Source organism: Prochlorococcus marinus CUG1433 (genome assembly GCA_017644425.1).
Taxonomy (GTDB): Bacteria; Cyanobacteriota; Cyanobacteriia; order PCC-6307; family Cyanobiaceae; genus Prochlorococcus_A; species Prochlorococcus_A marinus_U.
On record JAEPLN010000001.1, the window covers coordinates 614,960 to 632,856 of the forward strand.

A 17,897-nucleotide genomic window follows, 5' to 3' on the forward strand; every position below is an offset into this window, starting at 1 on the left:
ACATTACTATGAATAAAGAACATTTATTACCAATTGAAAAATCAAAATTAGGAGTGATTGGTGGAAGTGGATTTTATTCAATGGATCAACTAGAGTACTTAAGAGAATTAGAAATCAATACTCCCTATGGTAAACCTTCTGATTCAATAAAAGTATATAATCTTGGAAACCTAGAGATAGCATTTATTCCTAGACATGGCAGGTCACATAGTTTAAATCCTTCTGAAATCCCATACAAAGCTAATATTTGGGCTCTAAGATCAATAGGAGTAAGATGGATTATTGCCCCATCAGCAGTTGGTTCATTACAAGAACAGATAAGGCCACTTGATATAGTGGTTCCAGATCAATTTATAGACCGAACAAAAAATAGACCAGCAACCTTCTTTAACGAGGGGGCTGTTGCTCATGTAACGATGGGAGATCCCTTCTGCACAAATTTATCACGTATATTAAGTGAAATAGGAGAAAAAAATATTCCTGGCGGTAGACAATTACATAGAGGGGGTACCTATCTCGCAATGGAAGGTCCTGCTTTCTCAACTAGAGCAGAATCTAATTTATATAGGAGTTGGGGATGTTCAATAATTGGAATGACGAACCACACAGAAGCAAGATTAGCTAAAGAAGCTGAAATAGCTTACTCCTCATTATCTATGGTTACTGATTATGATTGCTGGCATCAAACTCATCAAGAAGTTTCTGTAGAGATGGTTTTGGATAATCTTAGATCAAATACTGAAGTGGCTAATAGAATAATATTTGAAGTAGCTAAATTAATTGAAAAAGAAAGACCAAAAAGTAAGTCTCATTTTTCATTAAAAGATGGATTGATAACCCAAAAAGAGAATATCCCAAGCTCCACGATAGAGAAACTAGGGATATTTACTGATTCTTATTAGGTTTATATTTATAAGTGATTATATGGTCAAGGTAAGGATTTGTTAGCCTCCACCTCCAACCCCTTGGTATGAACCGTAGAAAAATATACCTAAAACGAAGATAACTGCAATTCCACCTGCTGTAGCAACAAGCCATAGGGGAAGGGTTCCTTCTGTCCATCTTCTTTCCCATGCAACTGCTGGTCTACCGTCGGGAAGTCTATCTGGAATTCTTCCATCAGGTCCTTTTAATTTACTCATAGTTTTAATTTAATTGAAAAAGTAACTGGAAAATAAAATTCCCAATACAAATACTGATAGTAAGCCTAAGTAAAGGCTTGTACGATTAAGTTCAACTGGAACTTTGTTAGGATTTTCGTTTACTTGCATGATAGTTAAATTTATCGGGCTACAAATTGCATAGCAGCAATAGAACCTAGAAAAAATACTGATGGAATAGCTAGAGCATGAACTGCTAGCCAACGGACAGTAAATATAGGATAAACGCGGACTTCAGCAGCCTGCATTGGAGCTTGAGAATTAGTCATTGTTATTTTGTTCTTAAATCTAGTTGAGATTTAGCTTCATATCTTTGTGTTACGACAGGTGCCTTAGATTCAGATGATTGGAAATAACTATCTGGTCGAGGAGTTCCGAAAGCATCGTAGGCTAAGCCTGTATATACAAATAAGAAGCCTGCTATAAAGATAGCTGGTAATGTTACTGCATGAATAATCCAGTATCTAATACTGGTGATTATTTCAAAGAATGGGCGTTCACCCGTTGAACCTGCGGCCATAATCACAAATGTTTACCCTATGATCTTACAGTGTAAAATCATAAGTTCGCGAAGAAATTAACAGGTTGGTTACAGACAGTTGCTAAATCTTTCAAAAATTAATTTTTTTTTTACTATTTGCTCGAGTTATTTAAAATTAGCTATTCCATTTAAGGATATAACCACGCTCGCCAAGTACAAATCCTTTTTGATTGTTTAAAGCATCCTTATCAAGGAAAACTATTTTAATGTAGTTTGTTGGTAATTCAGAAGCAATAGGATCTTTATTCCAAGTTTTACCTTGATCTTTACTTACTATTAAAGTTCCATTACCCCCGCCAGCCCATATATCTCCATTTGGATCCCATCCCATGTCTAGATAATTGTATCCATTAAGAATGGGTATAATAGGCTTGGACCAATTTTCTAGATCATTATTATCTTGATTAAATCTAATTTCTGCTCCTCTAGAAAGCATCCATAAACTTCCTTCTGGATTAAAACCAATACTTTGAACTCTTTTGCTACTTGCTCTTTGATGAGCTATCCATGCATCACTGTCATTTTCCAAAGTAGAAAAGAAATTACCTAAACTACTTACACTGACATAATCTCCTTTATTAGTTCTTCTTAAATCTCTTACACCTCCAGAACCAGATGCATCTACAACTTTTGCATTCCATGATTCACCACTATCTGATGTTTCATAAATAGCACCTGCGGTGGTAGCCAACTCTGCAACACTAGCATCGACAGTTGTTATTAAAAATGGTTGGCCTGGTAATTTGTTACCTAGAGATAAACGTGTCCAATTCTTTCCTGCATCAAGTGTATGCATAACTAATGAAGGCTGACCTATTAACCATCCCTCTTCCCCTTTAAAATCAATATCTAGAAGACGAAAGTTCTCTTCACTTGGTAAATCTAAATTCCTTTTTTCCCAAGTTTCTCCTCCATCATTAGATTCCATAATAAGTCTATTAGAACCTACTAAGAAACCATGATTATCATCTATAAAATCAACATCTAAAGCATTAGCCTGATCTTCAAACTGAATTGTTTTCCAAGGGCTGCTTTCACTCATCTTGACACCTGTAGATGAACAACTGCTTAAAACAAAACAGAGAACTACAGATAAAAGAAGATTAGGAATACTGGTAAAAAAATTTTTCATTTAATTATATTAATGCAAAGAGTACAAAGAAAGGAACATTGCAGCAGCAAACGCCAACCCACCAAAAATTAATATATTTTTTTGGCCAGGAGGTAAACTATTAAAACCAAACCCATAAACTAAATTCTCTTCAAAACCACTAGGTTTAGATTTAGGACCTATATCCTTATAAAAGTTTTTACCGGCTCGACAAACAGGGCAAGCGAAGGTATCCCCATCTAACTCTGAAAAAGGCGTATTTTTAGGTATGTTTAATTTCTTATTTCCTTCAGACGGATCATAAATGTATCCACAACTTCTACATTCGAATCTATTTTGTTCTAAATTAACAGAAGATTGTTCAACATCTAATCCCAAAGGGTTTTCAGAAAGTTTCTCTTTCTCAAAATTTTCAACTATTTTGTTTTCCTCAGAGGCTGGTTGAATGTTCTCACTCACGGTTTATTATTATTCTTTAAGAACTTTAAAAGATTTTGCTTAATTAAGCGACTTTTATTCAAAATTAATTTTTAAGATGTTTGTATTATCTGGCTATGAATATTTTTTAGGATTCCTTCTAATCGCCGCAGCTGTTCCAGTATTAGCTCTAGTTACTAATCTCATAGTTGCCCCAAAAGGCAGAACTGGGGAAAGAAAGCTTACATATGAATCTGGAATGGAGCCTATAGGAGGAGCATGGATTCAATTTAATATTCGTTATTACATGTTTGCCCTTGTTTTCGTTATATTTGATGTAGAAACAGTATTTCTTTATCCTTGGGCTGTTGCCTTCAATAGATTAGGCTTACTAGCTTTTATTGAGGCATTAATTTTCATTGCAATACTTGTCATTGCTCTGGCATACGCATGGAGAAAAGGTGCATTAGAATGGAGTTAAAAAATTGAATCCACAATTATCCCCAAAAGCAATAAGAGAAATTAGAGAAGGTACTTGTAACCCTCTTGGTGCTCCTCAAGTCACGACAGATTTAAGCGAAAATATTATACTCACAAGTCTAGACGATCTTCACAATTGGGCTAGATTAAGTAGTCTATGGCCCTTACTATACGGAACAGCTTGTTGCTTTATAGAATTTGCTGCCTTAATCGGATCTAGATTTGATTTTGATAGATTTGGATTAGTACCAAGAAGCTCTCCAAGGCAAGCTGATTTGCTTATAGTTGCAGGAACAGTAACCATGAAGATGGCTCCCGCCTTGGTAAGACTTTATGAACAGATGCCTGAGCCAAAATATGTGATTGCTATGGGCGCTTGTACAATCACAGGAGGTATGTTTAGCGCAGACTCTACCACTGCGGTAAGAGGCGTTGATAAATTAATACCAGTTGATTTATACCTCCCTGGATGTCCACCAAGGCCTGAAGCAATTTTTGATGCTGTGATCAAATTAAGAAAGAAAGTGGGCAATGAATCAATTTTGGAGCGCACAAAGACTGAGCAAACTCACAGGTACATAACAGCAAATCATGAAATGAATCTTGTCTTCTCAGAAAATACAGGTGAATATCTAAACAAAACTTCAGATAAAGTCATTCCTTCCTCTAAACAAGAAAAAATAACTGAATCATCTGGGATCACCGAAGAAGCTAAAATTATCAACACAGAACAAGATTAATGTTAAAAGACGGTTTAGAAAAATCCTCAGATTTCTCGATAGAAAAAGGAGGATTTGTAAGTCAAAATTTATCCAAAGATGGAATCCCTAATCAATCATTAGAAAATGATCACATTGGAGTAGAGAATATTTCTGTGGAAGCTAGCAAATTATATGAAGCAGTATCAGCTTTAAGAAATTACGGTTTCAACTATCTCCAATGTCAAGGTGGCTATGATGAGGGGCCAGGTAAAAATCTTGTTAGTTTCTACCATTTTATAACTGTTGATGACTTACAAAAAATAGAAAAGATTCAAGAAGTTAGATTAAAAGTCTTCTTAAAAAGAGACTCTGATTTGTCAATTCCTAGTTTGTACAGAATTTTCAAAGGAAGCGATTGGCAAGAAAGAGAAACCTATGACATGTATGGAATTAATTTTATTGATCATCCGAATCCTAAAAGACTTTTAATGCCTGAAGACTGGAGAGGTTGGCCTTTAAGAAAAGACTATATTCAACCAGACTTTTATGAATTACAAGATGCGTATTAATTTAATTTCTTTAATTTACGATACATAAAGATAACTGCTCTCGCTAATCTTCTAGGATCATGTCTGAGAGTTGGAGTTATTCTTTTTGAGTATAAAGGTGCCTGCAAGACATAATAACCCTCAGATAATAATTTTTCTTTATTACATTGGACTGGTTCTGCTCCTCTACTTTCGTAATAGTCTACTAGTGGGGACTTTTCAAATTGAATCTGTGACAAAATAGCATTAAAAATTCGAGTATTAACTCCAAAATTTGATAGTTGTTTTTCTATCGATTTTATGTGCCTGTAAACATCAAGTCCATCTGTTTCTCCAGGCTGAGTCATCAAATTACTTATATAAATTTTAGGAGCATTACTTTGCAATAAAGCATCCACAATCTCTGGTACCAACAAATTCGGCAGCAAAGAAGTGTATAAACTCCCTGGTCCCAGAACAATTAAATCAGCCTCTTTTATGTATTCTAGAGCACTTGGAAGAGCAGGGGGATTTTCTGGTAAGTAACCAATTCTTGAAATTAATTTTTTCGATTTACTGATATTACTTTCGCCAAAAATTTTTTCACCGTCCTCTAATTCAGCCCATAACATAACATCAATATTAGTTGCAGGTAAAACTTGCCCTTGTACCGCCAGAACCTTACTAGAGGCTTGTACTGCTTTTTCTAAACTACCGGTAATAGTTGTTAAAGCTGACAAGAATAGATTTCCAAAACTATGTCCCTCTAGACCACTTCCTCCTGAAAATCTATATTGAAATAATCTAGTTAAAATAGGTTCTTCATTGGATAATGCTGCCAAACAATTCCTAATATCTCCTGGAGGTTGCACACCAAGTTGTTTTCTAAGAATTCCACTACTGCCCCCATCATCAGACACGGTTACGATTGCTGTAATATTACTGCTGTAATTTTTTAAACCTTTTAATAAAGTTGATAACCCTGTGCCACCACCAATTGCAACAATATTAGGGCCTCTATTTAATTTGCTTTTGGTTCTTAATGCATCAACTAAAAATGTACTTTTTTCTGGAACAAGTGCTTTTTGAATAGAATTAATACTTCTATTTTGTCCAATGCCTATTAATAAAATTCCAATAACAAAAATTAATGGCCCAAGTAATGAAATAGGAATGATACTAGTTAAACCTGTCATTAGCCAGAAAAATACTTCAATCAGCCAATAAAGTGGTCTTAAATTCGTCCAAATTGCCAAGCCAAATAATGAAGTCAAAAAACCTATTGCCGATGTAATCATCCATCTTTTAATTACCAGTCCTGGCAGAAGCCAACTCAAAATTCTTAAAAGTTTATTTAAAAATGCAAATTTGTACTCCTTAAAAAATTTATAGTATTTTTTTTTTGTATTTTTACGCTTATACATTAAAAACCTCTTAAATTATTCTTTTCAAATTAAAAAAATTAATATTTTTATTATAAATCAAATTAATACATCCTTTTTTTATTTCAAAATATAGGCAATATGTAATAGAAGATGACTTTTTCTTAATAAAGCTTTTGAAAAACCCAAAGCACGCAGTTAAAACAAAAAACCTCTCAATGAGCTGGGGAAAAGTTAATGTTCTTAATGAGTTAAATTTTGAACTAAATGATGGAGAAAAATTAGCTATTGTTGGCCCCTCTGGTTCTGGGAAATCAACAATTTTAAAAATATTAGCAGGCCTAATTTTACCTACCAAAGGAGAATTAAAAATTTTTGGGGAGAAACAAACATATCTACGACTGGATCAAAATAATCCTCCCGATGTAAGACTTGTTTTTCAAAATCCAGCTTTATTAGGATCTTTGACTATTGGTGAAAATGTTGGTTTTCTTCTTAATAGAAATAAAAATCTATCGAAAAAGTTAATTCAAAAAATCGTATCTGAATGTTTAGCTGAGGTAGGTTTATTTAATGTTGAAAATAAACTTCCAAATGAATTAAGTGGAGGGATGCAAAAAAGGGTAAGTTTTGCCAGAGCTTTAATTACGGATCAAACACTTAACCGAAACACTAAGCCATTATTACTTTTTGATGAGCCGACTGCAGGTCTTGATCCAATTGCCTCATCAAGAATAGAAGATTTAATTAATAACACAAATGATAAAGCCAAAGGATCATCTATTGTTGTTAGCCATGTTCTTAGTACTATAGAAAGGACTTCTGATAAAGTTTTAATGCTTTACGGAGGAAAATTTAGATGGGCAGGTTCTATTGATGAATTTAAAAAGAGTTCTGATCCCTATGTATTTCAATTTAGGAATGGGAAACTTAATGGTCCAATGCAACCCAAAGACATTTAAAAATTATGCGTAGAAGCTTACGAGATTCAATAGTTGGATTTTCCTTATTAGGTGGAATTTTAATATTTACATTTTTTTCTTTTTGGCTTAGAGGTGTAAAGTTATCACAAAAAAATTGGCACCTCTTTGCTGAATTCAACAACGCAAGTGGTTTATCAAAAAAATCTCCTGTTACTTACAGAGGAATTTTAGTAGGATCAGTAGAAGAAATCTTATTTACTAATGAATCAATTAAAGCAAAAATAGTTTTGAATAATCCTGAAATTATTCTCACAAGGCCAGTATTTGCACGAGTAGTAACTAATTCATTCCTAGGAGGAGATGTTCAGGTCGCTTTAGAGACCAGTGAAAAAATAATTCCTAAAAATATCGCAAAACCTACCTCCGAAAAATGCGATGCCAAATTAATTATTTGTCAGGGAGACACTATTACAGGTAAACAACTTTCAAGTCTTTCAAATATTACTAATAGAATCAGTCAACTTTTAAAAGAATCAAATCAAGAAAACTTAATCGAGAATATAGTTAAATCAATTGATCAATTTGATAAAACACAAGAAAATCTTGATGAATTAATTTATTTATCTAAACAAGAAATACTTAGAGTTAAACCTTTAATTAAAGAAATTACAATTATAACTAATCACTTAAATAACATTTTATCTGCCATCGATGACAAAGAAACTCTAAGTGATATTAAATTAACCATTAATGCTGCAAGATCAATAACCAGCAAAATAGATAATATGAGTGATGATTTTGAAAAATTAACAAAAGACAAAGAATTAACTAAATCTATAAGAGATTTAACTATCGGACTTTCTAAATTCCTCAACGAAATTTATCCGTAAATAATATCATAATTCGTTTATAGCACTTAAAGCCATAGCTGCGATTGTCTTATCTGTTGCTTTGGGCAGTTGCACATATTTTCCCTTCGCTGCATCTGCTAATTCTTTACCAAAACCACTTGCAATAAATTTTCTTTCAGTATCAATTATTAATAGTTTAATCCCAAGCATTGGAAATTTTGAGGCTATATCAAGAACCTCTTGTTTTAAATTGACATTATCATTCGCATTATCTTTATCTTCATTGCCATTTTGACCAAGAGATATTCCTAATGGCACATTTCCTCTTCCATCAGTGATCCCGACAACAATAACTTGACCAATATCTCCTGTAGACAATGCATTTTTTGCTACTTTTGCTGATTGTGTTAGTCCATGAGCTAAAGGCGATCCACCACCACAAGGCATTGTTTCAAGTCTTCTTTTTGCAGCGGTTATTGATCTTGTTGGTGGCAAAAGAACTTCAGCCTGATTACCTCTAAAAGGTATAAGAGCTACTTCATCTCTATTCTCATATGCCTCTGTTAAAAGTCTTATTACGGCGCCTTTAGCACTTTGCATTCTATTTAAAGCCATAGAACCACTAGCATCTACCAAGAAAATTACTAAAGCTCCCGCCTTTTTTTGAAGAAGCTTTGCTCTGAAATCATTTTCTTCAATAACTATTGATTTATTTGGATTCCTTAATCTTCTCGATTTTTGATAAGGAGCAGCAGCTCGAAGGGTAGCATCTACAGCAATTCTTTTTACTTTACCTCTCGGGATAATTGGTTTTACATATCTTCCTCTGCTGTCACTAAATATGACTGATCTACTTCCGCTATTTCCCGTTTTAGCTTTAGCTGATGAAAAAAGCAATAAATCAGGATCAACCATACATGCCTCAGGATCTAATATGAATTCTTCAGGTATTTCGGGATTAGATTCTTCTTCTCCATCAGAATTATCTTCCTCTTGTTCTTGTTCTTGCTCTTTATCATCATCATTTTCATTAGCCTCAGGCTCAGACTCTTCATTGTTTGATTGAGGTGGAGGTGGGGGACTCTGATCCTCTGGAGGGGGGGGTTGAATATCTTCATCTTCTGGAGGTATTTGCATTGCTCGTGGAAGAATAACTAACCTTACTGCTACTTTTAAGTCTTCAGAATTTACATTCTCATCGCCTCGAAGAGCTGCATTAGCCTTCGCTACTTTTACTGCAAATAATTCTGACCTATGGCCTTCTACTCCTCCTCTAAGAGCTTCATTCACTAAATAGGTTATTTGCTCTTTTGTTATCTTGACATCCTTTAACCATTGCCTTGCCAAAATTAATTGAGTAGATAAATTATCAGATTCTTCCGACCATTTTTCTGAAAATTTAATGTTATTTTCAGCGTGTGATAAAACAGATTTTGTAATCTCAACTCTTTGAGCATTATCAATAGACTGATCTGCAGAAAGAACTATCGCGAAACGATCTAAAACATGATCTCTTAAAGCACCTTCTTCAGGGTTATAAGTTGCTATTAATAGTGACTTACAAGGATGAGAGAGACTCAAACCATCTCTTTCAATATTGTTTTGCTCTCTTCCTGAAGCTTCAAGAATTAAATTTACAATGCCATCATCCAATAAATTTATATCGTCTACATAAAGAACACCTCTATGAGCCTCAGCTAAAATTCCAGGTTGAAAAACTTGTTCCCCCGTACTTAATGATGCAGCGACATCAATTGATCCAACAAGCCTGTCTTCAGTTATACCAATCGGAACTTGAATAAATGGAGCCTCTCTTACTTTTTTCGGAATTTCTTCAATTTGATTCAAATAATCACTCCCAATTACCGCCTCCAACAACTTGTTAGTACTAATATCCCATTCCTCTGGTTTATCTGGATCTAGGTTCCTACCAATAGGTCTTAATGAAGTATTACTATTCCTCATAGTTAGCTTTTCTAGTATTAATTCATTATCTAATACCTCTATAGGAGGAAGTAAAGTATGCAAACCCCTAGCTAATACTGACTTACCAGTACCTCTTCCACCAGCGATAATCACTCCCCCTAAACTAGGATCAACTGCTGCCAAAAGCAAAGATAATTTCAACAAACTATGACCTGTAATTGCCGCCAAAGGGAAAGCTCTAAAAGAATCCTTTGACTTCATTAAATCTTTTATTTCTCCTTTTTCTTGTAACTCGGGGTTCAAAATCACTTTAAAAATACCTGATATAGAATTTATCCAATAACTTTGTTTTTTGTAGTGGAATTATCAAATCTTAATATCAAAAATGGACTATGTATATCCCTCGGAGCAAATATTGATAGTAAATTCGGAAGCCCGCTTGAATCACTATTAATATGCAAACCAAAAATAGAAGAAATAATAAATGGATGGGGAAATAATTCCAACAAACAAAAAGAAGAGAAAAGAAAATTTCATGCAAACTTTTTTTGGTCTTCAATTTATGAGACATTACCTCATGGAGTTGAAAATGAACAGCCAAATTATTTAAATACTCTTTTGCTTATAAAAAGTAATTCTTTTCCAAAACCATCAAATGAAAAGGCGAAATTACTTTTAAAAGAGCTAAAAAAGCTAGAGATATTTTTCGGACGAGAAAAGACACCAAAAGGTAAGAAATGGCTATCAAGATGTCTTGATTTAGATATTCTCTGGTGGGAAGATTTTCACACAGTTGACGTGGAATTAACCTTACCTCACCCTAGATTCATGAATCGGAATTTCGTTATTACACCTCTATCTGAAATCTTAAGTAGAAGCCAAAAAATCAAAAAGATTGATGATCCAAAATGGTCTACATAAATGATTTCCAAAACCAAAAAATAACTGTTAAGCTGTTTTTATTTAAAAATTATGGGCAATAAAAACCTTATAAAAAGATCCATTTTTAAAGAAAAAATATCTGAGTTAAAATCTAAAAAATTTAGTTTCGAAATAAATAGAATTGAGCTTCCAAATGGACATGAAGGTGAATATGGGATCATTAAGCATCCTGGCGCTGCCTTAGCAGTACCTATTACAAAAGACAATAAAGTTATGATTCTTCGGCAATATAGATTTGCTGTTTCTAGGTATCTATTAGAATTCCCTGCAGGTACATTAGAAATAGGCGAAACACCTATTAATTCAATTAAAAGAGAAATTCAAGAAGAGACTGGATTTACTGCAAACAAATGGGACGAACTAGGAACTCTTGTCCCTGCTCCTGGTTATGCAGATGAAGAAATTTATTTATTTTTGGCCCGTGATTTGAGCAAACTTAATTACGAGGTTAAAGGAGATTTAGATGAAGATATAGAAGTATTAATCTTAGATCCAGACGCACTAGATAATCTTATTTCTAATAAGGACGAAATTCTTGACGCAAAAACAGTGACAGCTTGGTTTAGAGCTAAACAATTTTTATATAATTTATGAATAAACCTAGAATACTTTTTTGGCACAGAAAGGATTTAAGAATATTTGATAATAGAGCTTTAATCAAAGCATTTTCATTATCAAATGCTATTACTTCAACTTATATATTTGATAAAAATTACTCACACGATTTTAATGCGAATTCAAGAGCTTGGTTTCTAGTGAATTCGCTACATGAATTAAGAAATAATTGGAGAAAATTGGGAAGCAGGCTAGTTATTGAACAAGGTGATCCGGTATTAATTATCCCTCAATTAGCAAAGATAATAGATGCTAAATTTGTTTTCTGGAATAAATCAATTGAGCCTTATGAGATTAATCGAGATTTAAAAATAAAAGAAATTTTAAAAGTAAAAAATATTCAAGTTATTGAATCTTGGGATCACTTATTAATAGAACCTTCAAAAATATTTTCAGGGAATAATAAACCTTATTCGGTTTATGGACCTTTTTATAAAAATCTTAAATTGAAAATGAATTTATTAAGTTCATATGATCAAGATAAAGTTATTTTCCAATTTAAAGATATAGATAATAAACTTAGAAATAATAAGACAATAAAATCATCTGATTCGGTTCTAGAGCAATTTCTCAAAAACATCAAATTTTCTGGTTCGAATATTTGTCCATGTAGACCTGGGGAGAATGCTGCAGAGAGATTATTAGAAAACTTCATTAACGAAAAAAAAATATATTCTTATACTTATGCAAGAGATTTCCCTTCCCATAATGGGACCTCTTTTTTAAGCGCATCTCTTAGATTTGGCACCATCAGCATTAGAAAAGTTTGGAACGCTACATTAAATTTAAGCTCAGATTTTGAAAATCAAGAAAATTACCTATCTATTGAAACTTGGCAAAAAGAACTTGTTTGGCGTGAATTTTATCAACATTGCTTATTCCATTTTCCAGAGCTAGAGAAAGGCCCATATAGAAAAAAATGGAATAAATTTCCGTGGGGAAACAATAATGAATGGTTGCAACAATGGAGCAACGGTGAGACTGGAGTTCCTATAGTTGATGCTGCAATGCGTCAACTAAATAGTACAGGCTGGATGCATAACAGATGTCGTATGATAGTCGCTTCATTTCTGGTAAAAGATCTTTTATGCAATTGGCAAATGGGCGAGAAAAAATTTATGGAGACTTTGGTTGATGGAGACTTAGCCGCAAATAATGGGGGCTGGCAGTGGAGTGCTAGTAGCGGTATGGATCCAAAACCACTTAGGATTTTTAATCCATATACCCAAGCAAAAAAATTTGATCCTATTTGCGAATATATAAAATATTGGATTCCTGAATTATCTAAAGTGTCAAATTCAGAACTATTAAATGGGGAGATATCTAATTTAGAAAAAAATAATTATTCAAGCGCTATTGTCAATCACAACATACAACAAAGATTATTTAAGTCACTTTATGCTGAAATTTGAATTTCCTCTATACAATCTTTTAAAACTTTATTTAAATTTTCTGCAACATAAACTTGCTCTTCATAAGAAATTTCAGGAAACATTGGAAGACTTAGAACTTCTGTACAAATTCTCTCTGTATTTATGAGTTTTGTTCTAGAAAAATTTTTATTTTTGTAAGCTATTTGTGCGTGTATTGGAATTGGATAATAAATAATTGAATTAATACCTTTTTCAAAAAGTTGTTGTTTTACCAAATTCCTTAAGGAATAGTATTTTTTGCAATCAGTTTCAAATAAATTTGAAAAATCTTCATTTAAAAAATATTTATCGTTTCTTAATTTGATGACAAATTGATTCCAAGAATGGGAGATTGAATCAGAGCTAATTTTTGGAAAACTAATAAATGGATTTTTGTCTAATAAATCAAGGTAATTATTAGCGATTTTTTGGCGATTATTAATCCACTCAGAAATATATTTAATTTTGATATTTAATATGGCGGCTTGAATGGTATCAAGTCTACTGTTATACCCAATTTGAGTATGGTGATATCTTATTGGGCTACCATGAACAGCTAGTTCTCTAATTTTTTTGGCAATCTTCTGATCTGAAGTTGTTACTGCTCCTCCATCTCCAGCAGCTCCTAAATTTTTAGTAGGGAAAAAGCTAAAACAACCTATATCACCGATACTTCCAACTTTGGTATTTTCCCACGTTGTGCATGTTGCCTGAGCACAATCTTCGATTACTCTTAAGTCATATTTGTTTGCCAATGATTTTATAACGGTCATATTTACTGCATTCCCAAATAGATGAACTGGCATAATTGCCTTAGTATTAGAATTTATTTCTTGTTCTATTAGTTCGGTATTAATGAGATAAGTTTCAGGATCGATATCTACCAGAATAGGATTAGCGCCAACTGCGCTAATAGCCTCTGCGGTCGCAAAAAAGCTAAAAGATGATGTAATAACTTCGTCGCCCACACCAATATCTAATGCGCGCAAAGCTAAAACTAAAGCATCAGTTCCACTGTTACATCCAATAGTATTTTGAACACCAATCAGATTAGAAAAACTCTCCTCAAATTTGGCAATCTCTTGTCCTCCAATATACTGGCCTCCTCTTAATACTTTAAAAACCTCACTCTCAATTTCAGAGCCAATTTCTTGGAACTGCCTATTTAAAGTAAATGGAGGTATCTGCATATTTAATATATTAACCTTAAACCATATTTCTATGGGTAAAAAAATATTTTAATTCACTTAAACCAACTCGGTTCTTTTCCAGGAGTCCATTTAATATTGCAACCTAAAGAAGGAATTTGATTTGAAGGATAAGCATTTTCTTGATTCAAATCGCTTACAGCAGATCGCAAATCTTCACCAGACAAAGGGATATTATTACCTGGTCTACTATCGTCTAATTGGCCATGATAAAACAATAAAAAATCACCATCTCCTGCATTTGAAAAAAGATAAAAATCGGGCGTGCAAGCTGCTTTTAACTCCTTAGCAAATTTTTGATTTTCATCATATAGATAAGGAAAACTCCATCCCTGTGATTGTGCTTGTAATCTCAAATTTTCAGGAGAATCTGAAGGGTGAGAGACAATATCGTTACTAGAAATTGCAACCGTTTGAACTGTATTTTCAATTTCCCTACTTAATGTGAAAATTTGATTCTCAATATATTTAACAAATGGACAATGGGCACAAATAAACATTAGAAGTAAATGCCGATTATCTAGATTATGAGAATTAAAATATTGATTATTTGAAGAATTAGCATTTAACATTTCGAAATTAGGTAATTGAAAACCTAATTCCAAAACCATAGATTTTGTTCTGACCATGTTTAAGTTAAATATTCTTTGATATTTGAAAATTATTGTATATTTTGCAGTAATCCGTAAAGATGGGTACTTTTATATAGGAGAATATATAGAAATAATAAACAAAATGCTTCTAAATCTAACTGGCAAAAAAATTCTTGTTACGGGAATTGCCAATAATCGTTCAATAGCATGGGGTATTGCTCAACAACTATCAAAAGCTGGAGCAGAACTTGGAATCACATATTTGCCCGATGATAAGGGAAGATTCGAATCTAAAGTTAGAGAACTAACTGAACCTTTAAACCCATCGTTATTTTTACCTCTTGATGTTCAAAATCCATCTCAAATAGAAGAAATCTTTCAAAATATAAAAAACAATTGGGGGCAAATTGACGGATTAGTTCACTGCTTAGCATTTGCAGGACGCGACGAATTGATTGGAGATTATAGTGCTACAACTTCAGAGGGTTTTGATAGGGCTCTTAATATAAGTGCTTATTCATTAGCACCCTTATGTAAAGCAGCAAAACCACTTTTTAGTGAAGGTGCTGGCGTTATCTCATTAACTTATTTAGGATCAGAAAGGGCCATTCCTAACTATAACGTGATGGGAGTCGCTAAAGCAGCTTTAGAAGCTTCAGTCAGATATCTTTCTGCAGAACTTGGTCCGGAAAAACAAGTCAGAGTTAATGCAATAAGTGCTGGACCTATAAGAACACTTGCGAGTTCTGCTATAGGTGGCATTTTAGATATGATTCACAATGTTGAAGAAAAGGCTCCTTTACGCAGAACAGTCACTCAAACAGAAGTAGGCAATACTGCTGCTTTTCTATTAAGTGATCTCTCTAGCGGCATTTCAGGCCAAACAATTTATGTTGATGCGGGTTACTGCATTAATGGAATGTAAACTAAGTTTTTTGCATAAAAATGTCATCTCTAAGACAATCTGAAATAAAAAGAAAAACGAACGAAACAGATATCTCTGTATTTATAAACTTAGATGGAAATGGAATTTCTGAAATTGATACTGGGATACCATTCTTAGATCATATGCTTCATCAAATATCCAGTCATGGTTTGTTTGATTTAAAAATAAAAGCAATTGGAGACACCCATATTGATGATCATCATACAAATGAAGATGTAGGAATCGCATTAGGCAAAGCATTTACAAAAGCCTTGGGAGAAAGAAAAGGAATAAGCAGATTTGGACATTTCTTTGCCCCATTAGATGAAGCATTAGTTCAAGTCACTTTAGACTGTTCTGGCAGACCACATCTGTCTTATGATCTTGAATTAAATGCTCCAAGAATAGGAAATTATGATACTGAATTAGTAAAAGAGTTTTTTATTGCCTTTGTAAATAACAGCGGTATTACTCTGCATATAAATCAAATACAAGGTAGTAATTCACATCATATCGTTGAGGCTTGCTTCAAAGCTTTTTCTAGAGCACTTAGAATGGCTACCGAAATAGATCTGAGAAGATCTGATTCAATTCCAAGCAGTAAAGGAATGCTAGAAAAAGAATAAAATAGGATTTTTTTCAAATCAGCCACAATTTAGTTGATTTTTGGCGAAGATAGAAAAAGTAATTGTTTTGTTGTGACTAATTTACAAGATAAAAAAAGTGATAAAATTAAAAGTTTTAATAAAGAAGATTGGTCCAGTGCTTATCAAAATGTAGAAAGGGAGCTAACTAAAGAGCCTCTTAAAGTTAGCAAAGGTAATAATATTAAAAATTTAAATGGAACATTATTAAGAAATGGGCCAGGAATATTAGAGAGAGGTGGGCAATGGGTTCATCATCCATTTGATGGTGATGGAATGATAACATCTATAAAATTCGAAAATGGTCATCCATTTTTAACAAATAGATTTGTTAAAACTAAAGGCTATTTGGAAGAAGAAAAAATAAATAAATTTATTTACAGAGGTGTTTTTGGGACACAAAAAAATGGAGGGATTTTAAATAATGCATTAGATCTAAAATTCAAGAATATTGCTAATACTCATGTCGTCAAATTAGGTGATGAAATTCTCGCATTATGGGAAGCAGCCGGTCCACATGCAATGGATCCTGATAGTCTCGACACTATTGGTTTAACATCATTAAAAGGAGTTCTCAAGCCTAACGAAGCATTCAGTGCCCATCCCAAAACAGACCTCAACTCAAATTCATCTTCAGAACTTTTAGTCACTTTTGGAGTCCAAACCGGGCCAAAAAGTACCATTAGATTAATGGAATTTAGTAATGCTGGTACAAATTCTGGAGAGCTAATTTTTGATAGAAAAGATACCTTTAATGGCTTTGCATTCCTTCATGATTTTGCAATTACAACTAATTGGGCAATATTTTTACAGAACGCTATTGATTTCAATCCTCTACCGTTTGTAATGGGTCAAAGAGGAGCAGCACAATGTCTAAAGTCAAACCCAAATAAAAAAGCAAAGTTTTTTATCATCCCCAGAGAAAGTGGATTATTTAGAGGTCAGCCACCTTTAACAATAGATGCTCCAGAAGGATTCGTTTTTCATCATGTTAATGCATTTGAAAAAGATTCCAAAATTGTATTAGATAGTATTTTTTATGATGATTTCCCATCAGTTGGTCCAGACGAGAATTTTAGGGATATTGACTTTGATAAATATCCAGAAGGAAAACTGAAAAGATCAATTATCGATCTAAAGAAAAAAACTAGTGAACTTGAAACTTTAAGTGAACAATGTTGTGAATTTGCTGTTGTTAATCCTAAAAACTTAGGAATAACAGCAACTTTTAGTTGGATGGCAAGCACATCTCAAAAGCTGGGGAACGCTCCACTTCAAGCAATAAAAAAAATAAATTTAATTTCTAAGGAAGAGATTTCTTGGTCAGCAGGTCCAAGTGGATTCGTAAGTGAACCAATTATGGTTCCATCAGATAAATCGTCCAAAGAAGATGAGGGATTCTTATTTATTATCCTATGGAACGGAGAAAGAAGAGGAAGCGATTTAGTGATATTAGATGCAAAAGACTTAAAAGAATTAGCTGTTTATGAATTACCCATTTCGATTCCTCATGGCCTCCATGGATCTTGGGTTAATTGA

At 33.3% G+C, this 17,897-nt stretch carries 22 protein-coding genes; 12 read left to right on the forward strand and 10 right to left on the reverse strand.

The window, feature by feature from the left end; all coding sequences use genetic code 11:
* Positions 1-8: 8 nt before the first annotated feature.
* Positions 9-902 (forward strand): S-methyl-5'-thioadenosine phosphorylase, encoded by an 894-nt coding sequence (gene mtnP / locus JJ842_03655; GenBank protein ID MBO6971005.1) that lies wholly within the window; start codon positions 9-11, stop codon positions 900-902.
* Between the two features lie 42 nt (positions 903-944).
* On the opposite strand, the gene JJ842_03660 is transcribed toward mtnP, so the two are convergent.
* The 6 genes from JJ842_03660 to JJ842_03685 form a co-directional block, all read right to left on the reverse strand.
* A complete protein-coding gene (locus JJ842_03660) occupies positions 945-1,142 on the reverse strand; it encodes a photosystem II reaction center protein J (GenBank protein ID MBO6971006.1) in 198 nt (65 codons plus the stop codon).
* Positions 1,143-1,151: 9 nt separating this feature from the next.
* Positions 1,152-1,271 (reverse strand): photosystem II reaction center protein L, encoded by a 120-nt coding sequence (locus JJ842_03665; GenBank protein ID MBO6971007.1) that lies wholly within the window; start codon positions 1,269-1,271, stop codon positions 1,152-1,154.
* An 11-nt stretch (positions 1,272-1,282) separates the two neighbouring features.
* Positions 1,283-1,429, reverse strand: a complete 147-nt coding sequence (locus JJ842_03670) for a cytochrome b559 subunit beta (GenBank protein MBO6971008.1) — start codon at positions 1,427-1,429, stop codon at positions 1,283-1,285.
* Between the two features lie 2 nt (positions 1,430-1,431).
* The gene (locus tag JJ842_03675) at positions 1,432-1,680 is read right to left on the reverse strand and encodes a cytochrome b559 subunit alpha (protein ID MBO6971009.1); all 249 of its coding nucleotides are present in this window, start codon (positions 1,678-1,680) and stop codon (positions 1,432-1,434) included.
* A 136-nt stretch (positions 1,681-1,816) separates the two neighbouring features.
* The gene (locus JJ842_03680) at positions 1,817-2,833 is read right to left on the reverse strand and encodes a photosynthesis system II assembly factor Ycf48 (protein ID MBO6971010.1); all 1,017 of its coding nucleotides are present in this window, start codon (positions 2,831-2,833) and stop codon (positions 1,817-1,819) included.
* Positions 2,834-2,842: 9 nt separating this feature from the next.
* A complete protein-coding gene (locus tag JJ842_03685) occupies positions 2,843-3,271 on the reverse strand; it encodes a rubredoxin (GenBank protein ID MBO6971011.1) in 429 nt (142 codons plus the stop codon).
* Between the two features lie 76 nt (positions 3,272-3,347).
* Between JJ842_03685 and JJ842_03690 the strand changes: the two genes are divergently transcribed.
* The 3 genes from JJ842_03690 to JJ842_03700 are packed head-to-tail and all read left to right on the forward strand — an operon-like array spanning position 3,348 to position 4,979.
* A complete protein-coding gene (locus tag JJ842_03690) occupies positions 3,348-3,710 on the forward strand; it encodes an NAD(P)H-quinone oxidoreductase subunit 3 (protein ID MBO6971012.1) in 363 nt (120 codons plus the stop codon).
* 4 nt (positions 3,711-3,714) lie between these two features.
* Entirely contained in the window at positions 3,715-4,449 is a 735-nt protein-coding gene (locus tag JJ842_03695) for an NADH dehydrogenase subunit K (GenBank protein MBO6971013.1), read from the forward strand.
* Complete coding sequence (locus JJ842_03700) at positions 4,449-4,979, forward strand: NAD(P)H-quinone oxidoreductase subunit J (GenBank protein ID MBO6971014.1); 531 nt, start codon at positions 4,449-4,451, stop codon at positions 4,977-4,979. Before JJ842_03695 ends, JJ842_03700 begins: the two co-directional genes overlap by 1 nt.
* Here JJ842_03700 and JJ842_03705 read toward each other — a convergent pair.
* A complete protein-coding gene (locus JJ842_03705) occupies positions 4,976-6,361 on the reverse strand; it encodes a YvcK family protein (protein ID MBO6971015.1) in 1,386 nt (461 codons plus the stop codon). The two genes, JJ842_03700 and JJ842_03705, sit on opposite strands and share 4 nt — an antisense overlap.
* Before the next feature lie 176 nt (positions 6,362-6,537).
* On the opposite strand from JJ842_03705, the gene JJ842_03710 reads away from it, so the two are divergent.
* On the forward strand, positions 6,538-7,281 hold the full coding sequence (locus tag JJ842_03710) for an ATP-binding cassette domain-containing protein (protein ID MBO6971016.1): 744 nt from the start codon (positions 6,538-6,540) through the stop codon (positions 7,279-7,281).
* 5 nt (positions 7,282-7,286) lie between these two features.
* The gene (locus JJ842_03715) at positions 7,287-8,132 is read left to right on the forward strand and encodes an MCE family protein (protein MBO6971017.1); all 846 of its coding nucleotides are present in this window, start codon (positions 7,287-7,289) and stop codon (positions 8,130-8,132) included.
* 6 nt (positions 8,133-8,138) lie between these two features.
* On the opposite strand, the gene bchD is transcribed toward JJ842_03715, so the two are convergent.
* Positions 8,139-10,328, reverse strand: coding sequence for a magnesium chelatase ATPase subunit D (bchD, locus tag JJ842_03720; protein ID MBO6971018.1), 2,190 nt, complete (start codon positions 10,326-10,328; stop codon positions 8,139-8,141).
* 48 nt (positions 10,329-10,376) lie between these two features.
* Between bchD and folK the strand changes: the two genes are divergently transcribed.
* The 3 genes from folK to JJ842_03735 are packed head-to-tail and all read left to right on the forward strand — an operon-like array spanning position 10,377 to position 12,988.
* Entirely contained in the window at positions 10,377-10,940 is a 564-nt protein-coding gene (gene folK / locus JJ842_03725; GenBank protein ID MBO6971019.1) for a 2-amino-4-hydroxy-6-hydroxymethyldihydropteridine diphosphokinase, read from the forward strand.
* Between the two features lie 51 nt (positions 10,941-10,991).
* Positions 10,992-11,555 (forward strand): NUDIX hydrolase, encoded by a 564-nt coding sequence (locus tag JJ842_03730; protein ID MBO6971020.1) that lies wholly within the window; start codon positions 10,992-10,994, stop codon positions 11,553-11,555.
* On the forward strand, positions 11,552-12,988 hold the full coding sequence (locus JJ842_03735; protein ID MBO6971021.1) for a deoxyribodipyrimidine photo-lyase: 1,437 nt from the start codon (positions 11,552-11,554) through the stop codon (positions 12,986-12,988). The genes JJ842_03730 and JJ842_03735 overlap by 4 nt, the downstream gene beginning before the upstream one ends.
* Here JJ842_03735 and JJ842_03740 read toward each other — a convergent pair.
* Entirely contained in the window at positions 12,973-14,178 is a 1,206-nt protein-coding gene (locus JJ842_03740; GenBank protein MBO6971022.1) for a DegT/DnrJ/EryC1/StrS family aminotransferase, read from the reverse strand. The genes JJ842_03735 and JJ842_03740 overlap by 16 nt on opposite strands.
* Before the next feature lie 53 nt (positions 14,179-14,231).
* Positions 14,232-14,825, reverse strand: a complete 594-nt coding sequence (locus tag JJ842_03745; protein ID MBO6971023.1) for a thioredoxin family protein — start codon at positions 14,823-14,825, stop codon at positions 14,232-14,234.
* A 106-nt stretch (positions 14,826-14,931) separates the two neighbouring features.
* Here JJ842_03745 and fabI point away from each other — a divergent pair, with 106 nt between their 5' ends.
* The 3 genes from fabI to JJ842_03760 all read left to right on the forward strand — a co-directional run bounded on the left by fabI (position 14,932) and on the right by JJ842_03760 (position 17,897).
* Entirely contained in the window at positions 14,932-15,714 is a 783-nt protein-coding gene (gene fabI, locus JJ842_03750; protein ID MBO6971024.1) for an enoyl-ACP reductase FabI, read from the forward strand.
* Between the two features lie 20 nt (positions 15,715-15,734).
* On the forward strand, positions 15,735-16,340 hold the full coding sequence (gene hisB, locus JJ842_03755; protein MBO6971025.1) for an imidazoleglycerol-phosphate dehydratase HisB: 606 nt from the start codon (positions 15,735-15,737) through the stop codon (positions 16,338-16,340).
* A 72-nt stretch (positions 16,341-16,412) separates the two neighbouring features.
* Positions 16,413-17,897, forward strand: a complete 1,485-nt coding sequence (locus JJ842_03760) for a carotenoid oxygenase family protein (protein MBO6971026.1) — start codon at positions 16,413-16,415, stop codon at positions 17,895-17,897.